Here is a 21986-nt window from a genome sequence, read left to right as displayed (position 1 = left end):
TATCATCTCCCCAAATGTCATACGTCAAAAGGAGTCCTCCCATGAAACATTCTACGGATTATCTCTCTCTGATTCAGTCAATTCCTCCCCACAGGACAGCCCTGGTCGAAAACGGCCGGTTTTATACATACAGCATGCTTACCAGGGAAGCCTGCCGTATCCGTTCCCTGACCCCGGAACCGTCTGTGCCTTCCGCAGCATGGATCAGGGCAGCGTCTGTGCACGGCCAGCTGGTACAGTTTCTGGCGTTAAGCGGTACATCCCATATTCCTGTCATTGTGCCTGCGGACATGAAATATGTTCCTGAATCCCTTATAACAGAGGGACTCCCTGCCGGAGCCTGTATGGGAGTGCTTACCAGCGGTTCAACGGGTCAGCCCAAACTATGGTTCCGTACCCTGGATAGCTGGGCCTCCTTCTTTCCTACCCAAAATGCAATCTTTGGAATGACTGCCCAAACACGGCTCTTTGCTCATGGCAGCCTGGCATTCACCGGCAATCTGAATCTGTATCTGTCTCTTCTGTCACTAGGGGCATCCATCATCACTGCTTCCCATGTAAATCCTTTTGTCTGGTGCAGGGAAATAGAGCTTCACCATGCGGACGCCCTCTATCTCATCCCCTCCAAGCTCCGGCTCCTGGCAAAATATATCTCCCATCCCAGCCCTGATATCAAGACCATCCTGGCCGGTTCCCAGAGCCTTGGCCACGGGGATATAGTCCTTTTAAAAGCAGCCTATCCCAACAGCTGCTGTTTCCTCTATTATGGGGCCAGTGAACTGAGCTATGTCACCTGGCTGACAGACCAGGAAATGAATGATAATCCTGCCTGTATCGGCAAACCCTTTCCCGGCGTGGATGTAACCCTCCGTAACGGCGAAATCTATGTTGATACTCCCTATTCCGCCATAGGAATCACGGGACCTTACAGCGTTGGCGATATGGGCTATACAGACCATAAAGGTTATCTGTATTTTAATGGCCGTAAAGACAATGTATATAATATTCACGGAAGAAAAGTCTCAGCTGTAAAAATAGAAAATGCCCTGAACTCCCTGACTCAGATACAGGAAGCCGCTGTTATTCTTCAAAACAATGCCCTGCAGGCCCATGTTGTCCTCACAGTGCCCAATCCTTCCGGCCAGGACGCAGTTTCCCTGCGCCGTATTATAAAAAGGGGGCTGAATGATTATCTGGAATCCTGGGAAATTCCCAGAGATATTATATTCCATGAAAACCTTCCAAAAAACAACAGCGGAAAGACAGTCAAGAGACTGCTCTCCGCAAAAGAATAGATTGCTATTTAAGACTGAATTCATGGGCAGGCTTGTCATACTGCCTCCCGGTAACCACACTGGCTGTAAGGTCCGTGCAATTATATACAATGGACCACTGTGTGGCATTAAGACGTCCTGTTGTCTCAGACACATGCCAGTCCTTAGACGCAGCTTCCAACAGGTCCATAGCCTCCTGCTCATCCCTAACAATGCCGGCACATTCTCCCAATGCCTGTTCCAATATCTGATAACGGTCCTGACCATTTCCAAAATTAAATTTCTTCTCTGACAGCAGGAAATTCGTTGCAGCCTGGTAATCTCCTTTTTTTCCGATAACTTCAAATTCATTATCAATATACTCTGCCACCGCACTGTTGCCCAGTGCATCTGCCAGCTGGAAGTGGTAGCAGCTCCCGGCCGACGAGTGCATGTCGTATTGTGCCAGTAGTTCCAGGGCCTCATCCACATTGGCGGCCTTATCCAGCATAAGACGTATAGCCGTGGTGGTGGTAATATCTGTCTTTCCCGTATCCTGGTTTGTAGGCTCATCGCCAATGCGCAGAACAGCCACCGCCAGCCCCTTTTCATTCACACCGTCCAAAGGGGCATAGGGCGCTGCCAGCGTTATAATTTTGCGTTTCAATGTATCCGGCAGCTTGTCCTCTCCAAACCCCAGAAATGCCAAGTTGACTGTTGACATGGAACGATAACCGTTGGCTGGCTCTGTTAATACGAACATGGCCGGCGAATACGTCAGATCAAAATTCCGGCCGAATATGCGGGCCCCGTCCTCTGTCTGTGCGCTGAAGGTAGAGCAGCCTAAGTCAGGAATAGAAAATTCCAGCGGAATTCCCTTTAACAGACGATTCGTCACAAATTCCACCAGCTCACTGTCACTGCTGGCCCCTGTCTCCAGAAATTCATCAAATCCATAATCCCCATCATACTTCATGGTATACAGCACATTGTCATCCACCTTTTTAAGCGAGTGCAACGTCTTTAACTCATGCCGGAACAGGAATGCCCCTCCTGCCGCTGCAATAAGAATCACTGCCGCCAGGCCTGCCAGTATAATTGACAGCCACCTTTTCATCTTCCTTGTCCTCATGGTATTGCCTCTCCCTGCTTTTTGTTTTTAACTAAAATAAAAAGGTTCTATACTGAATGTTGGGGTGTGCTGAAAAGCACACTTCCAACATTCTTTTCGTTGTAATAAAATACATCTATAAGAAGCCTCCTAAACACATTATCCCGACCAAAGTTTAATGTTACGGAGGTGACCCCTTATAGATGTACCCTAATTATACCAAGGCCTTCCTTAACTTGGAAGGTGTTTTTATTAAAAAAGTGGTTCAGGCAGACTCTTTCATTAAAATTTTCATCCAGTCCCAACCGGTAGAACAGACTTGTCCCTGCTGTGGGGCTAAAACTAAACGGATTCATGATTACCGTTTACAAGAAGTCCAGGACATTCCCTTACTGGGAAAACAAGTAATCCTGCTCCTTCGCAAACGCCGCTACCTCTGCCCATACTGCCGCAAACGGTTCACGGAACCCTATTCGTTCCTCCCCAGCTACCACCGCAGGACCCGCAGACTGGCATTTTACATTGTCTCCCTGCTCCGGCAGACCTTTTCCTTAAAACAGATTGCAGAGCTTACCGGTGTTTCCGTCCAGACGGTCTGCCGCCTTCTGGACACGATTTGCTATCCTCCGCCTGACCAGCTTCCACAAGCGCTTTCCATTGACGAATTCAAAGGCAATGCTTCTACCGGTAAATATCAGTGCATTCTGGTTGATCCGAAAAAGCGCCGGATCCTCGACATTCTCCCGGATCGGACCCAGAGCCATCTGGCTGATTATTGGCGGAACATTCCCAGGAAAGAACGCCTGAAGGTAAAGTTCTTCGTCTGCGATATGTGGCGCCCCTACACCGAACTTGCACAGACCTTCTTTCCAAACGCTACAATCATCGTGGATAAATATCATTTCATCCGGCAGATGACATGGGCGATTGAAAATGTACGCAAACGGCTGCAGCGCTCCATGCCGGTTTCTCTGCGTAAGTATTATAAACGCAGCCGGAAACTCATTCTGACCCGCTATAAAAAGCTGAAAGATGAGAACAAACAGGCCTGTGATTTAATGCTTCACTATAGCGAGGATCTGCGTCTGGCACACCGCATGAAAGAGTGGTTTTATGATATCTGCCAGATGGAAGCGTATCGTCAGCAGCAGAGGGAATTTGATGACTGGATTGCGAATGCACAGAGCTGTGGGATCAAGGAATTTGAGGCCTGTGCTAAGACCTACAGGGCCTGGCGAAAAGAAATTCTGAATGCCTTTAAATACGGGTTGACAAATGGTCCCACAGAAGGATTTAACAACAAGATAAAGGTATTAAAACGGAGCAGCTACGGAATCCGGAATTTCAAACGGTTCCGAACCCGGATACTTCACTGTACATCATAGGATAAAAAGGTCGGTAATGCGGAGGCTTATTTGGCATGCCCAAAATCAGTAAAACCTGGAACTAAACATAAAAAGGGCCCTTTTCATAGAATTGGGGCGGGATTTTAACAAATCCCACCCCAACTATTGACAAAGAGCCAATAAAAAGAACCACATATACGTGATTCTTTCTGAGAGGCGACGACCGGAATCGGACCGGTGATAAGGGTGTTGCAGACCACTCCCCTCTACGCTAAGAAGTCTCATATTTACAGGCACTGCAGCCATTTTTCAAATCGTCGTCCACCTTATGCTCCACCTTATTTCAGCTGTCACTATTGTACCCCAGAATCTGATTTATTTCAAACACTTTACCCTACTTATATGGAGGAAACATGGAATATCAATTAGAACTCAAACAAATCGTGGACTACCCACGCTGCCGCATCTACCGTGAATTTGTCCGACGGCTGATGAATGACCCGAACTTCCGCACCCACGGCAGTTCCTACCTATATTACTATATCGTCCTGTGCTCCTACGCCAACTTCCGTTCATCCTACCGGAAAATGGACGGAATTACCTACCTGGTGTCTCCAGGCGAATGGATCTGCACACCACAGGAACTGTCATCCTGGTTCCGAACCAGATTCCAGCACCAGGCCATCAGCATTCTGGACTTTCTGCAGTCCCAGAATTACATCACCTATACCCGCCTGGACCGGAACCGGCTCATCAAATTTCATATATCTGATTGGAAAGCCAATAATACTTCTCTTGAGTACAACTACCCATGCCAGAAGGATGTTGGCTTTTTCTTTTTCCCGGTATCGGTTGTTCATGAACTGGTGAGCATGGGAAAATGCTCGGAAATGGATATTATTCTGGACATGTGGATTCATGCCATCTACAACGATCCACAGGTTCAAGGCTCCGATGTAGGGCCTGTTGTCTATTTCAGAGATCATACGGGCCGCCCACTGATTACCTGCCGGGAGCTTGCCCTCAGATGGGGCCTGTCCAAATCAAGTATCAGCCGCCTGCTCAAGAAACTGGAAAGCCATGAATACCTGACCGTTGTTTCTTTTACCGGAACCCATGGAAGCGTTTTATACCTTCAGGGCTACCTGTCAACGATGTTCAGCATCAGTGATGTAATGGTAGATAAAGAAGAGGTCTCCCTGACATTTCAGCTTCCTGTCACTCTGGATGATGAGGCATCCCGCTGTCTTTCAGAAGCTGATATCGGGAAGTCACTGGCAGACATTCTGCCGGAAACAGAACAGATATACGTTTCAGACAATACAGATAGCGTCCCAGAAACTCACATATTGAAAATAATTCAAAAATCGGCAAAAGTCCTTGCGGCGCAAGGGGTTTTCTGCTGTGAATGCAGCAAAAGCAAGTATAAGTTATATCGATTATCCGCCTGCAGAAGGGATATTTACAGGTATTCTCTGCAGATTGGCTGCAGCGAAAGCAACATTGTCTACCACTTTGAACTGAGTATTCAGCCGATGCTTCAATCGGATCCATCCATAAAATTTGATGATGCCGTCCCTGGTGCATCACCTGTCCAAAAGCAGACTACTAATTCTCATGAGGAGGAGCATTATGAAACAGACAAGCAGTAAAAATCACTCAGTAGACCAGAGTAACCCCGTATACCACGATACCTATCGGCTGCTGAAAAGTTACCGGGATGCTGTGTGGAATCTGGAGTTAGAGGTTCAACACGTAAAAAGAGAGTTTGAGATTGAGTATGAAAGCAGCATTGATGACTTCCTGGAATCCATCTATCTGGCCGGAGCCGATTTAAACGGGAGTAAGCTGGAAAATTATGCGAAGAGTATTGAACGGAGCAACCAAATGCTGTCTCTGCTGAACTCAGCCGTGGAAATTCTTCGTAACAAACACAAATTCGGAGAACAGTATTACTGGATTCTCTATTACACCTATCTTTCTCCACAGCAGCTTCAGAATGCCGACGAGATTATTGATAAGCTGCGCCCTCACATAGCCAATATTTCCTACCGCACTTACTATCGAAAGCGTCCCCAGGCGATTGAAGCTCTCAGTGGAATCCTCTGGGGATACACTGCCAGAAACTGCCTTCATATCGTGAATCAGTTCTTTCCAGATAACTGAAGCCAGCCTTTCCATGCCATAACTCTGCCAGCCGCTCGATATGGCATAAAAATGGCAAAAAACGGGAAATAACTGGCACTGAAATGCAATTTACACTGCATTTTCGCCATGATATAATGTCCATGCTTAAAGCTGTACCCAATCCCAGGAAGACAGCTATGGCAGGAAAGACACCTGTGCATTCAGGTGTTATTTTTTACCCCAAAGATCGGATTGCGGTTCACGCTGCTGTTCGGTCTTTTTCATTTCATCACAAGGAGGTCATACATGAAGAACGAAAAAAAGACAAATTCCCCCATTGCAGGTATCACACCTGCCGGTTCCGCCTGCCGAAAGAAGAAACCAGTTTTAGACTATGCACTCTACGGAGCTGCGGCGGGTCTTTGTATTCTTCTGTTGGATACTCAGACAGTACTGGCTGCTGATATGTGGACACAGGCAGAAACGATTATGAAAGATGTCTACTCCAAAATACTGGGGATATCCACTATTGCCGCTATTGTGACTGCATCGGTGGCACTGCTGCTTATGAACTTTTCCAAATCCGGAAGAACCGTAGATGAATCCCGGGCCTGGCTGAAACGCATTGTAATATCCTGGGCAATTCTCAACGGGCTTGGTTTTATCATGGCCTATATCACTCCCTTCTTCTCCGGCGGACAATGGAATGGATAACCGCGAGGAAAGGAGTGATGAAATATGGGGATTTTAGACGGGATTGTGGAATGGATTGCCGAACAGGTAATGAATGCCCTGGATCTGATTACCACATCTGTTTTGGGTGCTCTGGGCTGTAACATGGACACATTTCTTCGGTACTTTCCCGCAGCAGAGACAATGTACCGGATTTTTGTGGCAACTGCCATCGGGCTGATTCTTCTCAACTGGATCTGGCAGCTTTTTAAAAACTTCGGACTGATTGCAGGCGTAGAGGCAGAAGATCCGTTCAAACTGAGTATCCGCTCTTTTTTATTTATCGGACTGGTTTATTACTGTAAGGATATTACTGATCTGATTCTTGGAGTGGGAGGAACACCCTACAACTGGATTCTCTCTTCGGATCTTCCCGCACTGAATTTTGCAGATTTCAATTCAGTCCTGCTTACAGTCCTTGGGGTATGTGCCAACGGATCAGTAGCTCTGATTGCTCTGACCCTTCTGTTAATCCTGGCCTGGAACTACATCAAGCTGCTCTTTGAGGCTGCAGAACGCTATATTCTGCTGGGGGTACTGATCTTCACGGCTCCTATGGCATTTGCCACCGGTTCTGCCCAAAGTACCTCTAATATCTTTAAAAGCTGGTGCCGGATGTTTGGAGGCCAGCTTTTTTTACTGATTATGAATGCCTGGTGCCTGCGCCTCTTTACTTCCATGGTGGGCAGCTTTATTTCTAACCCACTCTCAATTTAGGAGGTATCCATGAAACGAACGATTCAAAAAATAGCCACCGGCACAGCTCTTACCCTGTCGCTGACGCTGATGCAGATCATGCCAGTTCTGGCTGTCACAGAAGATGAAGTGGCTGCCCACGGAAAGGAAGCTACTGCGGGCAGTATCTTTATCTGGTTTTTGTGTGCCATCGCATTTTTAAAAATCAGTCAGAAGATTGATAGTTTTATGAGCAGTCTTGGAATCAATGTAGGACATACGGGCGGTTCCATGATGGCTGAGTTTATGATTGCCGCAAAGGGGCTGACATCCGCCAAAAACATCTCCACTGGCGGAACTTTTCGCGGCGGCTCTTACAGAGGCGGCTCTACCAGCAACCGCTATGGTATGAATCCGGCTTCCTTTTTGTCCGGCGGACTGGCTGGAGCCGTCAGCCGCCAGTTTTCTCAAAGCGTTATGAATTCTGTTACCGGGCAGTCCGGCAATCCCATCAGCAGAAAAGCCTTTGAATCTTCCCTGAAAAAGGGAGGTGAATTTGCCAACAAGGTAACCGGTGCAGTTGCGCAGGGAAGCATCAGCTATACAGGCTCCATGAAAGGAGCACAAGCTGCCCAGGCGCTGACTTCCTATATGGGACAGACCGGCATTGCCAGTGCCCCGTCCTATTCTGATGTGGAAATCGGAGGAGGACGTATCACCGGAACAGAAACCAGTATAGAGCATCCGAACGGTACATCCTTTGCCATGTACCACACAGACCAGTATATGGCTCCCGAAGGAAATTACGAAACCGTGACAGCAGCGGATCAGACCACATGGTATCGCCAGTATGCTGCCGACACAGTAGAACGAATCCCGTATATGACAGAAAAAGGGCAGATCGCCTACCATGAAAACATTGTCCAGAAGCTGCCCCGTATGCCGCAGCGAAAGGATCGCGTATGAGCCCCGGCAAGGCTTTTGCAGTCATTGCAAAGAGAACCGGCGGTCCTGCAGGAATGGCTGTATCTGCCGTTTGGAAAGGAAGAGACACCCTCGCTAAAATCCTCATTGTAATCATTGCGCTCCTGTTGCTTCCTGTCATGTTTATACTTATGCTGCCTTCTCTGATTTTCGGTAACGAAGGGCTGGATGCGGTTCCCGACAATGTTTTAAATGATAATTCTGTCATCATGGCAAATATCTCTCAGACCGAAACCAGCATTGAAACAATTCTTCGGGAAAAACACAACCTGCTTCTGGATCGTATCCTTGCAGAAGCCGCAAATCTTGGCACCAACTGTGAATACAGCATTACAGATGACTTTTCTGACCAGATTATTTATGAAAGTGCATTGATCATCTCCCAATTTTGTGCCTCTCAGCAGGATTTCAAGGAAGTGCAGTTAAAGAAACTGGAGCAGATTCTGCGGGCAGAAACAGACGGCATTTTTACCTATTCTGTCAATATTACGGAGCGAGAAGAGACCATTGAGGGAACCGACCAAACGGAGACCATTTTCCACTATGAATACATCATCGAATATGCCGGGGATGAATATTTTTCCAATCATGTCTTCCACCTGACTGAAGAACAGGCAGAGACTGCCGGTTTTTATGCCTCCAATTTACACCTGTTCTTATATGACACCATTTATTCTGTGGAAATAAATCCTGATCTTGTTCCGGGAGAAACAGGAAATGCGGCGGTGGATCTGGGGCTGACAAAACTTGGCACACCCTACAGCCAGGAGCTTCGAAACCAGCCTGGGTATTTTGACTGCAGTTCCTTTACTTACTGGGTCTACAACCAGCTGGGTGTATCGCTTCAGTATGACGGTTCCAATACAGCAGCTTCCCAAGGACGTTTTATTGTAGAAAACAATCTGGCTGTTTCCTATGACAGCCTTGCACCCGGAGATCTGATTTTCTATTCCTTTAAAGTCAATAACCGATACATGAATATCGGTCATGTGGCTATTTATGCCGGAGACGGCTATGTGGTAGATGCTTCTTTCTCCAAGAAGAAGGTGGTCTACCGCCCGATTTACAGTGTCAACAATATTGTCCTGTGCGGCAGACCGTATGCCTCGCCTTAACCGGCTGGCAGACAGTCCATTTGCTGCCAGACTACATTTACAGGAGGTGTCCCATGTCCCTGCGACAAGAAGAAACTGATATTTATATCATACCGCCAAACTTTATTGAATCCGGAACCATTATGGGCGGAACCTTAAAGCTGCGGAATGCGGTAGAAGCCTTATGCATTTCCCTGCTGGTTGGTATTCCCGAATTTTACCTGCCATTTTCTCTTACCACTAAAATTATAATTGCCTGTGTTACCGTTCTTCCGCTGGCTCTGTTTGCCATCATCGGAATTAACGGAGAGAGTCTGACATCCTTTGTTATCAACTTTTTTCTTTATCTGAAGCACCGGAGAATTGTCGGCATCTGTCCGGAAGCAGCTGAAGAAGAAAGTGCCTCAGAAAAACAAACCGATACCGTTTCTGGGAAAAAGGCAAAGAAAAAATCCAAACAAAAAAAGAAAGCTTCCGAAGATTTTCCGGATGAATTCGGCAGCTATAAAGAACGCAAAGCTGCAAAAAGAAAGGAAAAGGGCCACCCTGACCGTTCCGGTAACCGTCAGGAACAGACCATTCCTCTGCTGAACCCTGCAGCCGAATATCTGCCGATTCAAAAAATTGAAAATGGTATCATCTATACCAGAGATCACCGGTTTGTGAAAATTGTTGAGATTGTTCCCATCAATTTTCTGCTCCGCAGTGCCAGAGAACAGAAAAATATTATTTATTCGTTCGTGTCCTATCTGAAAATCAGTCCTGTAAAACTTCAGTTCAAGGTTTTAACACGAAGAGCTGATATAAACCGCCATCTGGAAGCGATCCAAGGGGAGATGGCACAGGAAACAGATGAACGCTGTCTGGCTCTTTTAAAGGATTATGAATCTCTGATCCGCAGGATCGGCTCAAAGGAAGCCATAACCCGTCGTTTTTTTATTATTTTTGAATATGAACCATTTAACGGAAGTCGGAACACAGACGAAGGCGATGCCCGCTCTGCCCTGGCAACCGCTGTTCAGACAGCGAAAACCTATCTTCAGCAGTGCGGAAATGAAATCCTGATGCCTGATAACGAAGATGAACTTGCCACGGATGTTCTCTATAACCTGCTGAACCGCCGTACCAGTGCCATAAAACCTCTGCCGACCCGAATCAATGAGGTAATCGGTCAGTATATCAATGCCGGACGCAAAAACGACCTGGATCATATTCCTGCCGGAGAGTTTTTTGCCCCGGAAAGCATTGATTTTACCCATGGAAACTACTGTGTCATGGATGGAGTCTATCACACTTATCTTCTGATCCCTTCCAGCGGCTACCGCACCCAGGTCTGTGCAGGCTGGCTCTCCCTTTTGGTCAATGCCGGAGAAGGAATCGATGTAGACATCTTCTTTGACCGGCAGCCAAAGGATAAAGTACAGCAGAAACTGGGACAACAGCTGCGAATCAACCGCTCCAAAATCAAAGATACTTCCGATACCAACTCAGACTACGATGATCTGGACAGCGCAATCCGGTCTGGATACTTCTTAAAGGATGGACTGGCAAATAATGAGGATTTCTATTATATGAACATTCTCATTACCGTCACAGCCGACAGCCTGGAAGAACTGGAGTGGCGCACCAACGAAATGAAAAAGCTGCTGCTGTCTCAGGACATGGAGGCTGTAACCTGTCATTTTCGGGAAGAGCAGGCGATGCTGTCTGCACTGCCTCTGGTATCTCTGGAGAGAAAGCTGTTCGCCCGTTCCAAACGGAACGTACTGACTACCAGCGTTGCAAGCTGCTATCCCTTCACATCTTTTGAGATGTGCGATGATAACGGAATCCTGCTTGGTGTCAACAAACACAATAACTCTCTGATTATCGTGGATATCTTTAATTCGAGAGTATATAAGAATGCCAACATGGCACTGCTTGGCACATCCGGAGCAGGGAAAACCTTCACAATGCAGCTGATGGCGCTTAGGATGCGCAGAAAAAATATCCAGGTCTTTATTATTGCCCCTCTGAAGGGCCATGAATTTCACCGAGCCTGCAACAATATTGGCGGAGAATTTATCCAGATCTCTCCGGCCTCCAAAAACTGCATCAACATTATGGAAATTCGCAAGGTTGATTCTTCTGCCAACGAACTTCTGGATGGTCCCCAGGCTGACAAATCCGAACTGGCTGCAAAAATCCAACGGCTGCATATCTTCTTTTCTCTGCTGATTCCGGACATGAATCACGAGGAACGGCAGCTTTTAGATGAGGCTCTGATTCAGACCTACAGGAAAAAAGGAATTACTCACAACAATGGCAGCCTGTATGACCCGGAAAATCTCGGACACTATCGAAAGATGCCAGTTCTGGGAGATGTGTACAACATCCTGAAGGAAAATCCGGATACCAGACGTCTTGCCAACATTATGAACCGACTGGTAAATGGCTCTGCCTCCACCTTCAACCAGCAGACCAATGTGAATCTGGACAATAAATACACCGTTTTGGATATCTCTGAACTGACCGGTGATCTGCTGACCGTCGGTATGTTTGTAGCACTGGATTTTGTCTGGGATAAGGCCAAAGAAGATCGTACCGTGGAAAAAGCCATCTTCATTGATGAAACATGGCAACTGATCGGAGCATCTTCCAACCGGCTGGCTGCGGAATTTGTTCTGGAGATTTTCAAAATCATCCGCGGCTATGGCGGTTCTGCCATCTGTGCTACCCAGGATCTGAATGATTTCTTTGCTCTGGACGACGGTAAATATGGTAAGGGTATTATCAATAATTCCAAAACCAAAATTATCCTGAACCTGGAAGACGAAGAGGCGATGCGGGTACAGTCAATTCTGCATCTTTCCGAAGCAGAAACTATGGCTATCACTCATTTTGAACGTGGAAATGCACTGATCTCTACCAATAACAATAATGTAACTGTTGAGTTTAAAGCCTCGGAACTGGAAAAAGAACTGATTACCACGGACAGAGAAGAACTGAAGCGGCTTTTGGAGCGGGAACGCCAGCACCAGGTTATGTCTGAAGCGGTCTAATACACAGGATTACTCACACTTTGAGTATTTACTGCTCGACCGTCAATACTGCCAGCTTACGAATCCTCACAATTACGCATGATTACGCAAAAGGAGGCTTTTATGCTTTATCCAAACCAGACCGGCTCTGTACACAAAGAAATCATCCGGCTTCTTTCCCTGTACCACCGCCTGAAGTTTCGTCAGATGCTGCTGCTCTTCCCTCAGCTTTCTGAGACAGCTTTTCATTCCATATTAAAACAGCTGCAAAAACAGGGCCGGATCTCCTTACAGGAAAGCTCTGTCGTTCATCTGCCGGAAACAGAATGTGCTGATGGGATGGAGGCTGCTTTTGATGTGCTTTTGGACTTCTTACCGGAAGTCACCTACCATGCTCCAGGCGAGTTTCCTGTTACGCTTACCTTCTTTGCCCGTGAAGAATGTTATGAGGTCATCTGGCTGCCGGAAGGCAAAGAACTTCTGGTTTCCCATGCGCTGTCCCTGCAACTGCGGCCTCCTGATAACTATCAGCGTCTGATCGTTCTGTCATCGGAAACTCAGCTGGAACTTGCCGGCCGGCTTCCGGATGTAACCGCATATTGCCTGCCACGAAACGGGAAAATTCATTACTACAAGAAAGGACTGACTTATGGACCGAACCACCCTGAATACCCGGCTTGAGCGGATACAAAATGAAATATCCAAACTCGTCAACACACTGTATGCTCTGAACCTGACTGACAGTGATACTTATCCCCAGAACTATGAGGAGCTGAGCACCGATGCTGCATTGCGGGCTGAGAAAATTGCCTGTACTCTCCGCAACCTGATCTACTCTGCCAATCTGGTACCCAAACCGATTCTGATGCAGAAAGCGGCAGATATACAGGGAATTACCGTGACTCAGATTGACTGTCAGGTTGTTATCACTTTGCCGGGATTGATGCCCAAAAAGAAAAAAGGTTCAAACCCTGCTTTTATCACCGAACCCCTTTATCAGTGTCTGGCGGATTATGCCGGCACCCACCCTCTGCGTCGTTTCGACCAGTGTGTTGTGTGCTTTTCACACCAGTACGACCAAAATCAATCTGCCAGGCGCATCCGGGACTATGACAATCTGGAATGTAAACAGATTTTAGATACTGTAGCCGCCTTTCTGATGAAAGATGATTCCGGCCTTTTATGTGATGTTTATCACTGTACCCAGTTTGGTACCGAAGACTGTACGATTCTTACCATTATGGAAAAATCTTATTTTTCAAAATGGCTGAAAGCGCATGAAAATGCTGCCAAGTACCTGTCGGATTTTCCTTCTGAATCCGGCTGAAAGTTTCGACTCCGGTAAAATCTGTCACAGGATACATATAATCTACCATTTTCGGGCTAAAGAACGCTCGGGTTTTACCGGAGTTTCAGCCGAATATGGTTAAAACCAACAGGAGGTGATTACTTTGGATACTTCGACTGCCGCCTACCGGATCTTAGAAATAACTGCCATTTCCGGTGAACTTCCCTGCGATACCCTTTCTCGGATTCATATAGGAGAAAGCTATGGAGAGAAGTTAATCACGCGCCTTAAAGAAGACCGGCTCATCAAAACCCACTATAAAGATAAGCTGCGCGGATACCGACTGACTTCCAGAGGAAAGAAACTGCTCCTTGCCCAAAATCCGGAGCGTTTTTCCTTTTATCTGACTGGAAGCAGTGATACCAATCAGCCACGAAGCGACTACCCCAGAAGGCTACGGCTTCACCAGACTTCCCGTACTTACTGCCTGATGCTTGGTGCGGGAATCACTATATTCCGGGATAAAAAACCGGCTTTGTTTTCCGGAGTTCCGCCAGATGATACTCATATACTTCCTTTCCCTGTCTTTTATCAGTCCAGAGAGCTGAAGGAACTTGGTATGGAAACAACAAAGATTAACAACTCCAGAGCCATTGGAATCCTTTTAACCGAAAGTCTGATATTTCCAGTCTTCTATACAGGAAGTACTGTGATGAAATGGGAATATAAAACAGAGATTCGTCTGAAGGCTCTGCTCTCCCATCATATTACACAGGGGGTACTATCCGATCATTACTGCCACAAAATTCCTATCCACGCACTCTTCATCGGTAGCAATATGGAAACTGCTGTGAAACTGATGACCAGTACCGGTGGGGTCCGGCACAGCCTGTTTACGCTTGATACCAGTTTTGACTATTTCCACTTTATCCCTGACAGCCATGCCGGTGAAATTCTTTTAAAGATTTTGTGCAGCCCGACCATTGGCAGACAGCTGACTGTTCTGCTTCTTTCAGACTTAGAAACCGTTAATCCGTCCATTAGTATGGAACATGATGCAGTCCGAATGGGACAGCCGGTTCTTCTGGCTTATGATTTTGATATGCTGCGAATCTCCCGTTTTATCACCGCCCTTAAACTGCAAAGACAGACCGGACATCTCATCTGTTTTGACTTCCAGAAGGAGGCGCTGCTTCTCTACTGCGGAGATGCCGTAACCATCAGTACCATTGACCTTGCAAAATTTGAAAGGAGGTTTTTCTCATAGACAATAAAAAACACTGGATTTCACTCATTGCTCTCCCCATCCTGATTTTTACATTGCTCTATGCAGGCGGGTATCTGGCGCAGTTTCTGATCAACTACCAGAGCTGGTCAGCGGCAGGGAATACCCCTGGAAATGGAACCTCTCCGTCCTTTCCTTCCGGAACACTTTCTTCCTGCTTCTCTGCTCTTACCGTATTCCCGTACAGCTTATACGGAATCCTTTTATGCCTCATAAGCTTCGGACTGCTGGTGTCTATGGTGATGCGGATGGGATGGGGAAGCAAAGAAGTCCATGATACAGAGCGCAACCTGATCTATTCGGATAAAGGAACCTACGGAACCTCTGGCTTTATGACAGGCAGTGAACTGCATCAGGTGCTCATGCTGGTATCCGATATCAGAACCTGCGGAGGAACAATTCTTGGACGCATGGGAAACAAAGCAGTCTGTCTGCCGGAAGACACCCGCATGAATCGAAATGTTGCTGTATATGGTGCCAGTGGTTCCATGAAGAGCAGAGCTTATGCCAGAAATGTCATCTTCCAGTGTGTCTCCAGAAAATATAAAAACGGACAAGGGGAAAGTCTTATCATCAATGATCCAAAATCCGAACTATATGAAGATATGGCATCCTATTTGGAAGAAAACGGATATGTGGTCCGGGTCTTTAATCTGGTAAATCCGGAGCATTCGGACAGCTGGAACTGTCTGAAGGAAATCGAAGGTCAGGAAATCATGGCACAGCTCACAGCCGACGTTATCATCAAAAATACCGGATCCGGCAAAGGCGATCACTTCTGGGATAATGCGGAACTGAATCTGCTGAAAGCGCTGATTCTATATGTTGAACGCGGATTCCCGGAAGAGGGAAAGAATATGGGACAGGTTTACCAGCTCCTGACTATGTGTTCTGAAAAGGAGCTGAACGGTCTGTTTGATCTGCTTCCTGTCACGCATCCGGCAAAAGCCCCTTACAATATTTTCCGCCAGGCAAATGACACCGTAAGAACCGGAGTTATTATCGGTCTCGGCTCCCGCCTGCAGATTTTCCAGAATAAACTGATCCGGCAGATCACCAGCTACGATGAAATCAATCTGACCCGGCCCGGATACGAAAAATGTGCCTATTTCTGCGTTTCTTCTGACCAGGATTCTACCTTTGATTTTCTCTCATCGCTGTTTATGAGCTTTGTATTTATCAAGCTGGTTCGCTATGCAGACAAATATGGAGACAGCGGACGTCTTCCGGTTCCTGTACATATCCTGGCAGACGAGCTTGCCAATGGCGGCGTGATTCTGGATCTGACGAAAAAAATCAGTACCATCCGCAGCCGGGCTTTAAGTATCAGTGTCATGTTTCAGAACCTGCCCCAGATGCAGAACCGTTATCCGGATAATCAATGGCAGGAAATCATCGGGAACTGCGATACCCAGCTGTTTTTAGGCTGTACTGACGAACTGACTGCCCGTTTTATTTCCGACCGTTCCGGAGAAGTCAGTATCTCTGTCAACAGCCAGGCAAAGCAGCTGAATACCTGGCGTGTATCTAACTACACCCCGGAGTACAGAGAAACCAGCTCCGTCGGCAAACGAAAGCTTCTTACTCCTGATGAGGTACTGCGTCTTCCACTGGATCAGGCTCTTGTCATCCTGAGAGGCCAGAAAATACTGAAAGTGGAAAAATACGACTATACCTTGCACCCGGAAAGTAAAAAGCTGAAGCCCCGCAAGGCAGTGGAGCATATCCCGGCATGGCAGAGTAATTCCACTGAGGACGACAAAGACTTCATCCGTTCGCTGAAGCCACCTCCCTCGCCTTCCCGAAAAAGAGAGAAAAGCACCGCTCCGGATCAGTCCGGTAAAAAGCATTCATCCCCGAAACCAACCGACTCGGACTCTTTCTTTGTCGCAACTGACAAGGAATCCATTATGTCATAATCGCAAACCATTTAGAAAAGGAGATTTTAGCCATGGCAAATAAAGAAATGACTGCAGAACAGACTACTGCAGAAGTAAAAAAGGATACCATTGATGCTCCAGCTCTGGAGAAACGTTCTCTTACCGCATCCATTCTTACTATTGACTCTGACAGAGCTGTAGAAACTCAGGAAAATGTCGAGGATACCATCTGGCATGACCTGCAGAACGCATACCGTACAAAGAAAATCTTAACAGGACAGCTGGGCGGCATTGAACGCATGGAGGGCGGCGGAACCATTGCCATTGTCTATTACAAGAAATTCCGTGTGGCAATTCCTTTGACTGAAATGATGATCCATCTGCCAGAAGACGAATCCCATAACTACGGTGAGCTGTCACAGCGGCAGAATAAGATTCTTGGAAATATGCTTGGCTGTGAAATTGATTTTATTATCAAGGGTCTTGATAATAACAGCCGGAGTCTGGTAGCCAGCCGTAAAGATGCCATGCTGAAAAAGCGGCAGATCTTCTACCTGCCAGATGCAAATGGAAATTCCCGCGTCTGTGTGGATCGTGTTGTTCAGGCCCGCGTGGTCGCCGTCGCCGAAAAGGTAGTCCGGGTAGAAATCTTTGGTGTAGAAACCTCTATTCTGGCTCGCGACCTTTCCTGGGACTGGCTTGGCAACGCCAACGAGATGTTCCATGTAGGAGATCAGATTCTGGTCCGTATCCTGGATATCACTGCAGATGATCTGGAACACATCTCCGTCCGCGCTGATGTGAAGAGCGTCAATGGCGATACCAGCAAAGCAAACCTGAGCAAGTGTAAAATCCAGGGCAAATACGCCGGAACCATCACTGATATTCATAAAGGGACCGTCTTTGTCCGCCTCTCCATTGGAGTCAATGCCATCGCCCACAGCTGCTATGACAGCCGGACTCCCGGCAAAAAGGATGAGGTCAGCTTCGTCGTTACCAGAATTGATGAAGATCGGAATGTGGCCGTTGGATTGATTTCTCGAATTATTCGGCAGAATATTTAATAGTCATCCGCTCCCTCACCTCCATGTATAAATTCATACAAATCGGTCAAAAATAATCTTGTCATATTTATTGACCTTTTAAGTATAAATATAGTATTATGGAGGTGAAAGGAGTGGATGAATGTATGCTGAAAGAATATCTGGAAAAAACCTATGGACGCAATGAACCGATTTTCATCAATGAAATCCGTTTGGAAGGCGTGAATGACAATTCTCTTCGTCAGTCTTTTACCAGAATGGTCAAAGCTGGTGAGCTGGCTCACTTTGATACGGGTGTCTATTACCTTCCCAATTCATCACGCCTGCTGAAAAAAAGCTATCTGGATCCTATGAAAGTTATTATGCGCAAATATATTAAAAACTCCGATGAAACATATGGATACTTCTCTGGTGCTGCATTCGCCAACCAGCTGGGTCTGACATCTCAAATGCCTGCTGTTTTGGAAATTGTTTCGAACCGTGAAACCACCAAAGGACGGATTCTTACCGTTGGAACACAGAAATTACGCCTGAAATGCTCCACCATCCCAATTACTGATGAAAACGCAGGGTTACTCCAGTTTTTGAATGCCATTTCCCAGGCAGAAAAGTATTCTGAACTGACAGATGAAGAGACGGGACGTGTTTTAAGAAAGTATGCCAGACAGCAGAACTACTCCAGGAAGCTTTTATCTCTTGCGCTTCCTGCTCTGACAGGCAATACTGCTAAAAAATTGATTGAATGGGGAATTATCTATGAATTTGCATCGTGATCCGGAGGCATTTGCAGAACTGGTAACTGCTGCCTCCAGCGAATTACATATACCTGTTGGTATTATTGAGAAAGACTATTATGTGACACTTGCCCTCCGTGAACTGAATTCCAGAATCAAGGGCATGGTCTTTAAAGGAGGAACCTCTTTAACCAAGTGCTATCAGGTCTTAAACCGCTTTTCGGAAGACATTGATATCTCCTATGCTGCTTCTGAGGGTGTTCCTGGTGAAAGCAGAAAAAGGCAGCTAAAAAAGGCCGTTGTCTCCGCCATGGAAGCCCTGCAGTTTCCAATTATAAATCTGGACGATACACGCAGCCGGAGAAGCTACAACTGTTACCGGGCCACTTATCCCACTCGCTATGCACCTATAGCTGAATTGAAACCAGAATTAATGATTGAGACTTATATTGCCCTTTTGCCATTTCCCACTGTGACTCGAATGGCAGATAATTATATCCATCGTTTTTTAAAGGAAACTGACCAGGAGCATCTGGCTGAAGAATTTGATCTCATGCCCTTTTCTATCACAACACAGGCTATCGAGAGAACCCTGATTGATAAGGTTTTTGCTATTTGTGATTATTATCTTGCCGATAAGGTAGAGCGTCATTCCAGGCATCTCTACGATATTTATCAGATTCTGGATCATACCTCTCTGGATGAATCCCTGATTCCTTTGATTCAGGAGGTACGCCAGCTACGCAGCCCGCTTGCCATCTGTCCGTCTGCAAAAGAAGATGTCTGTATTCATGACATTTTGACTGAAATCATTGAAAAGGATATTTATAAGGCTGATTACGAAAATATTACCAGAAACCTTCTGTTTACAGATCTTCCTTATGAAACCGCAATGAAAGGTCTAAAAAATTTCTTGAATCAAGGATATTTTAAATAATCTATCATCCGAAATTAAGGCAGCCCCATATGCGGACTGCCTTACCGTTAATATTCCAGTTCCTATTACTCCCCAACAATCTTCACAAACAACTCCTGAAACGCTGTGTTCCGCGCCTCCATTGCCTTTGCAATCGCATACACTCCATTTGTCACATCATACTCTCCCAGAGATTCCTTTATCCCATCTCCGAAAACCGACAGCAGACTTTGAATATCCCTGTATTCTCTTACCAGGATTTCCAGTTCCGTCACCAGATCCAAAACCTCTATCGCTCCTTCTGTCTTATGAATCATCTCTGCAGCATCCGAAGCCCCAAGAACATATCCTGTATGCTTCATTCTCCCTCTTACCTGCAGTTCCACCTTCTGGAACTCTAGCAGCTTGTCCCTCACCACTTCAGCATCTGCATCTTCCAGCACTTCTTCCAGAATCGTATCTGCTCTTTTCTGCAGAGCCTGCAGCTCCTTATCCTTTTCTTCCTGCTTCTTTAGACGTTCTTCAATATCCCGTCCAGCTTTCATAATCCACGCTCCCAACTCCATCTGGCTTTCTGTCTTCCACAGACAGCTATATCCATTTGCAATCATGTAAATCCGGTAATATTTTTCACCTTCCATCTCCACATCATCCAGAGCATTCTCTATATCATCCTCATAGAAGGTAATCACTCGCTCCTGACCATAGAGGCAATATGTCACATCAATACAGTTTGTATCCCTGCAGCGGTCATAACTCTTTACCTCAGCTTCCGGAATCAGAACCTTCATCAATAGATGAACCTCCTGACTCGACATTTCTTCCGACATCCTCCTGTACTCCATCCCATTTCCTCCGTTTTTCTGAGCCAATTACTACAGTTAATTGTTAAAATTATACGATGTGCGGCATTATAATACAACAACTGATTAAAGTAAAATAAGCGAAGAACGATAGTAGAGAAGGAGGCATACCATGTTCGATATCAATGAAAGAATCATAGAACTTCGGATGGAACGTCACTGGTCGGAATATCAGCTTGCAGAGAAATCCGGAATCGGACAGTCCACCATCTCTTCCTGGACACGCACAAAATCTATGCCCACTGTCCCAAATCTGGAGAAAATCTGCAACGCTTTCGGAATCACACTTTCCCAGTTTTTTGCAGACAAAGAAGAACGCACGGTTTCTCTTTCCCCTGTACAGCAGGAAATGCTTCACAATTTTGACCGTTTGACGCCGGAACAACAGGAAAATCTGATCCGCTTTCTGTCATCCTTCTGATCTGCAGGCGCTCCTGATGATAGTTTCTCCGTTTTCTATACCATCATTCGGCATCTTTATCATTGGTACGAACATCCCTTAGATAATACAACAGAATTATGGCACAGTTCTGTCATAAAAGCCAGAATAACTGGCACTGTTTTGCAATTTACACGGTAAATCCTACATGATAAGATTGGTACTGTGAAAAGTTATAACACAGACTTAAAGCAGAGAAAGTTCCCTCTTTCCCTGCTTTTTTCTATTTCAAGGAGGTGTGCAATGTTAAAAAATGAAAAGGGAGAGGCTTCCTACATCAGCGTCTTTATATATATTCTGGTGGCAGTGATCCTGATTGCTTTTATTATCAATGTTTTCCGGATTATCAGCGCCAAACAGCAGATGGATCATGCTGCGGATCAGCTGGTAAAACAGATTCAGCTGGGAGGCAGCGTCAACGGTGAAACGGATGCACTCTTTGCGTTCCTTTCCGGTGAAATATCAGGTGCCGACCAGCTGGACTATCATGTGGAGTGCTCCGATTCCACAGACAAAATCCAAATTGGCAGCCCGTTCTATGTTACCGTTACCGGACGCTGCAGTCTGGGCGGCTTCTGGAATTTCCGCTTAATCAATATCACGATCCGGGCTACCGGGGCCGGTGTCAGTGAACATTACTGGAAGTAGGAGGGCACTTATGATAAAACGATTGTTCTGGGATGAACGGGGAGACCTGTCCTTTTTTACGATTTTCGTCATTCTATCCATCAATATGGTAATGGCTTTCCTGCTTTTATTTGCCACCATTCGGATTGAATGCATCAATATCCGCAACGCTGCAAAAATGGAGCTGAACAATGTCAGCGCCCGAATCTATGCGGATACCTTCCACTCTCAGCGTGAAGCCAATCTGGATTCCTATATGGGAGACCTATACTTCAGCTCTGCCTACCAAGACGCACTCCGGACAGATTTTATCCAGGGACTGACAGACCGAATCGTCCTGGAAAATGAAAACTACACGCTGTCAAATATCCGGCTGGATTTCAGTCAGCATGGAAATGACAGCGGAAAAATTGAATATATCTTTTCCTGCGATGCCCAGTTTCGCTTCCAAATGTTTGGCGAAGCGTTTCCTCCATTCTCCAGGCACATTACCCTGACCGGATCGCATAACACAAAATATTAAATTTTGTTGGCTTTTCTTTTATAGCAACGTATATAAGGAAAAAGAA

General features: G+C 46.2%; 21 protein-coding genes. 19 read left to right on the top strand and 2 right to left on the bottom strand.

What is annotated here, in order from left to right:
• Positions 1–41 precede the first annotated feature (41 nt).
• Complete coding sequence (locus tag CGC65_RS01225) at positions 42–1295, top strand: AMP-binding protein (protein WP_002566440.1); 1254 nt, start codon at positions 42–44, stop codon at positions 1293–1295.
• 4 nt (positions 1296–1299) lie between these two features.
• On the opposite strand, the gene CGC65_RS01220 is transcribed toward CGC65_RS01225, so the two are convergent.
• The gene (locus CGC65_RS01220) at positions 1300–2385 is read right to left on the bottom strand and encodes a C45 family autoproteolytic acyltransferase/hydolase (protein WP_002566441.1); all 1086 of its coding nucleotides are present in this window, start codon (positions 2383–2385) and stop codon (positions 1300–1302) included.
• 182 nt (positions 2386–2567) lie between these two features.
• On the opposite strand from CGC65_RS01220, the gene CGC65_RS01215 reads away from it, so the two are divergent.
• From CGC65_RS01215 to CGC65_RS01140, 15 genes are all read left to right on the top strand, one after another.
• Positions 2568–3749 carry an ISL3 family transposase gene (locus CGC65_RS01215; RefSeq protein WP_002578311.1) on the top strand — a complete coding sequence of 394 codons (1182 nt, stop codon included), beginning with the start codon at positions 2568–2570 and terminating at the stop codon, positions 3747–3749.
• A gap of 374 nt (positions 3750–4123) precedes the next feature.
• Positions 4124–5362, top strand: a complete 1239-nt coding sequence (locus tag CGC65_RS01205; protein ID WP_022272315.1) for a MarR family transcriptional regulator — start codon at positions 4124–4126, stop codon at positions 5360–5362.
• Positions 5343–5876: a hypothetical protein gene (locus CGC65_RS01200; protein WP_007037845.1), complete on the top strand. Its 534-nt coding sequence runs from the start codon at positions 5343–5345 to the stop codon at positions 5874–5876. Before CGC65_RS01205 ends, CGC65_RS01200 begins: the two co-directional genes overlap by 20 nt.
• 267 nt (positions 5877–6143) lie before the next feature.
• Complete coding sequence (locus CGC65_RS01195; protein WP_007037846.1) at positions 6144–6551, top strand: hypothetical protein; 408 nt, start codon at positions 6144–6146, stop codon at positions 6549–6551.
• A gap of 24 nt (positions 6552–6575) precedes the next feature.
• Positions 6576–7286, top strand: coding sequence for a hypothetical protein (locus CGC65_RS01190; RefSeq protein WP_007037847.1), 711 nt, complete (start codon positions 6576–6578; stop codon positions 7284–7286).
• Positions 7287–7295: 9 nt separating this feature from the next.
• Positions 7296–8210, top strand: a complete 915-nt coding sequence (locus CGC65_RS01185) for a type 1 periplasmic-binding domain-containing protein (RefSeq protein ID WP_007037848.1) — start codon at positions 7296–7298, stop codon at positions 8208–8210.
• Positions 8207–9343 carry a C40 family peptidase gene (locus tag CGC65_RS01180; RefSeq protein ID WP_007037849.1) on the top strand — a complete coding sequence of 379 codons (1137 nt, stop codon included), beginning with the start codon at positions 8207–8209 and terminating at the stop codon, positions 9341–9343. Before CGC65_RS01185 ends, CGC65_RS01180 begins: the two co-directional genes overlap by 4 nt.
• Positions 9344–9396: 53 nt before the next feature.
• Positions 9397–12363 carry a VirB4 family type IV secretion system protein gene (locus tag CGC65_RS01175; RefSeq protein WP_007037850.1) on the top strand — a complete coding sequence of 989 codons (2967 nt, stop codon included), beginning with the start codon at positions 9397–9399 and terminating at the stop codon, positions 12361–12363.
• Between the two features lie 102 nt (positions 12364–12465).
• The gene (locus CGC65_RS01170; protein WP_022272113.1) at positions 12466–13023 is read left to right on the top strand and encodes a DUF5697 family protein; all 558 of its coding nucleotides are present in this window, start codon (positions 12466–12468) and stop codon (positions 13021–13023) included.
• Positions 12992–13669 carry a DUF6100 family protein gene (locus CGC65_RS01165; protein ID WP_022272114.1) on the top strand — a complete coding sequence of 226 codons (678 nt, stop codon included), beginning with the start codon at positions 12992–12994 and terminating at the stop codon, positions 13667–13669. Before CGC65_RS01170 ends, CGC65_RS01165 begins: the two co-directional genes overlap by 32 nt.
• Positions 13670–13793: 124 nt before the next feature.
• The gene (locus CGC65_RS01160) at positions 13794–14897 is read left to right on the top strand and encodes a hypothetical protein (protein ID WP_022272115.1); all 1104 of its coding nucleotides are present in this window, start codon (positions 13794–13796) and stop codon (positions 14895–14897) included.
• The gene (locus CGC65_RS01155; RefSeq protein ID WP_039897521.1) at positions 14894–16834 is read left to right on the top strand and encodes a VirD4-like conjugal transfer protein, CD1115 family; all 1941 of its coding nucleotides are present in this window, start codon (positions 14894–14896) and stop codon (positions 16832–16834) included. The genes CGC65_RS01160 and CGC65_RS01155 overlap by 4 nt, the downstream gene beginning before the upstream one ends.
• 32 nt (positions 16835–16866) lie before the next feature.
• Entirely contained in the window at positions 16867–17859 is a 993-nt protein-coding gene (locus CGC65_RS01150) for a S1 RNA-binding domain-containing protein (RefSeq protein ID WP_007037856.1), read from the top strand.
• 125 nt (positions 17860–17984) lie between these two features.
• Positions 17985–18611 carry a DUF6088 family protein gene (locus CGC65_RS01145; RefSeq protein WP_235622268.1) on the top strand — a complete coding sequence of 209 codons (627 nt, stop codon included), beginning with the start codon at positions 17985–17987 and terminating at the stop codon, positions 18609–18611.
• On the top strand, positions 18595–19509 hold the full coding sequence (locus tag CGC65_RS01140; protein ID WP_007037858.1) for a nucleotidyl transferase AbiEii/AbiGii toxin family protein: 915 nt from the start codon (positions 18595–18597) through the stop codon (positions 19507–19509). The genes CGC65_RS01145 and CGC65_RS01140 overlap by 17 nt, the downstream gene beginning before the upstream one ends.
• Before the next feature lie 65 nt (positions 19510–19574).
• Here the strand turns inward: CGC65_RS01140 and CGC65_RS01135 are convergent, their stop codons facing one another.
• A complete protein-coding gene (locus CGC65_RS01135) occupies positions 19575–20333 on the bottom strand; it encodes a hypothetical protein (RefSeq protein WP_007037859.1) in 759 nt (252 codons plus the stop codon).
• A gap of 130 nt (positions 20334–20463) precedes the next feature.
• Between CGC65_RS01135 and CGC65_RS01130 the strand changes: the two genes are divergently transcribed.
• The 3 genes from CGC65_RS01130 (at position 20464) to CGC65_RS01120 (ending at position 21940) form a co-directional block, all read left to right on the top strand.
• On the top strand, positions 20464–20772 hold the full coding sequence (locus CGC65_RS01130) for a helix-turn-helix domain-containing protein (RefSeq protein WP_007037860.1): 309 nt from the start codon (positions 20464–20466) through the stop codon (positions 20770–20772).
• Between the two features lie 261 nt (positions 20773–21033).
• Complete coding sequence (locus CGC65_RS01125; protein ID WP_007037861.1) at positions 21034–21438, top strand: DUF4320 family protein; 405 nt, start codon at positions 21034–21036, stop codon at positions 21436–21438.
• 10 nt (positions 21439–21448) lie between these two features.
• Positions 21449–21940, top strand: a complete 492-nt coding sequence (locus CGC65_RS01120) for a hypothetical protein (RefSeq protein WP_007037862.1) — start codon at positions 21449–21451, stop codon at positions 21938–21940.
• Positions 21941–21986 lie beyond the last annotated feature (46 nt).

Source organism: Enterocloster bolteae, assembly GCF_002234575.2.
Lineage (GTDB): Bacteria > Bacillota > Clostridia > Lachnospirales > Lachnospiraceae > Enterocloster > Enterocloster bolteae.
This window is presented reverse-complemented; position numbering and strand designations above follow the sequence as displayed.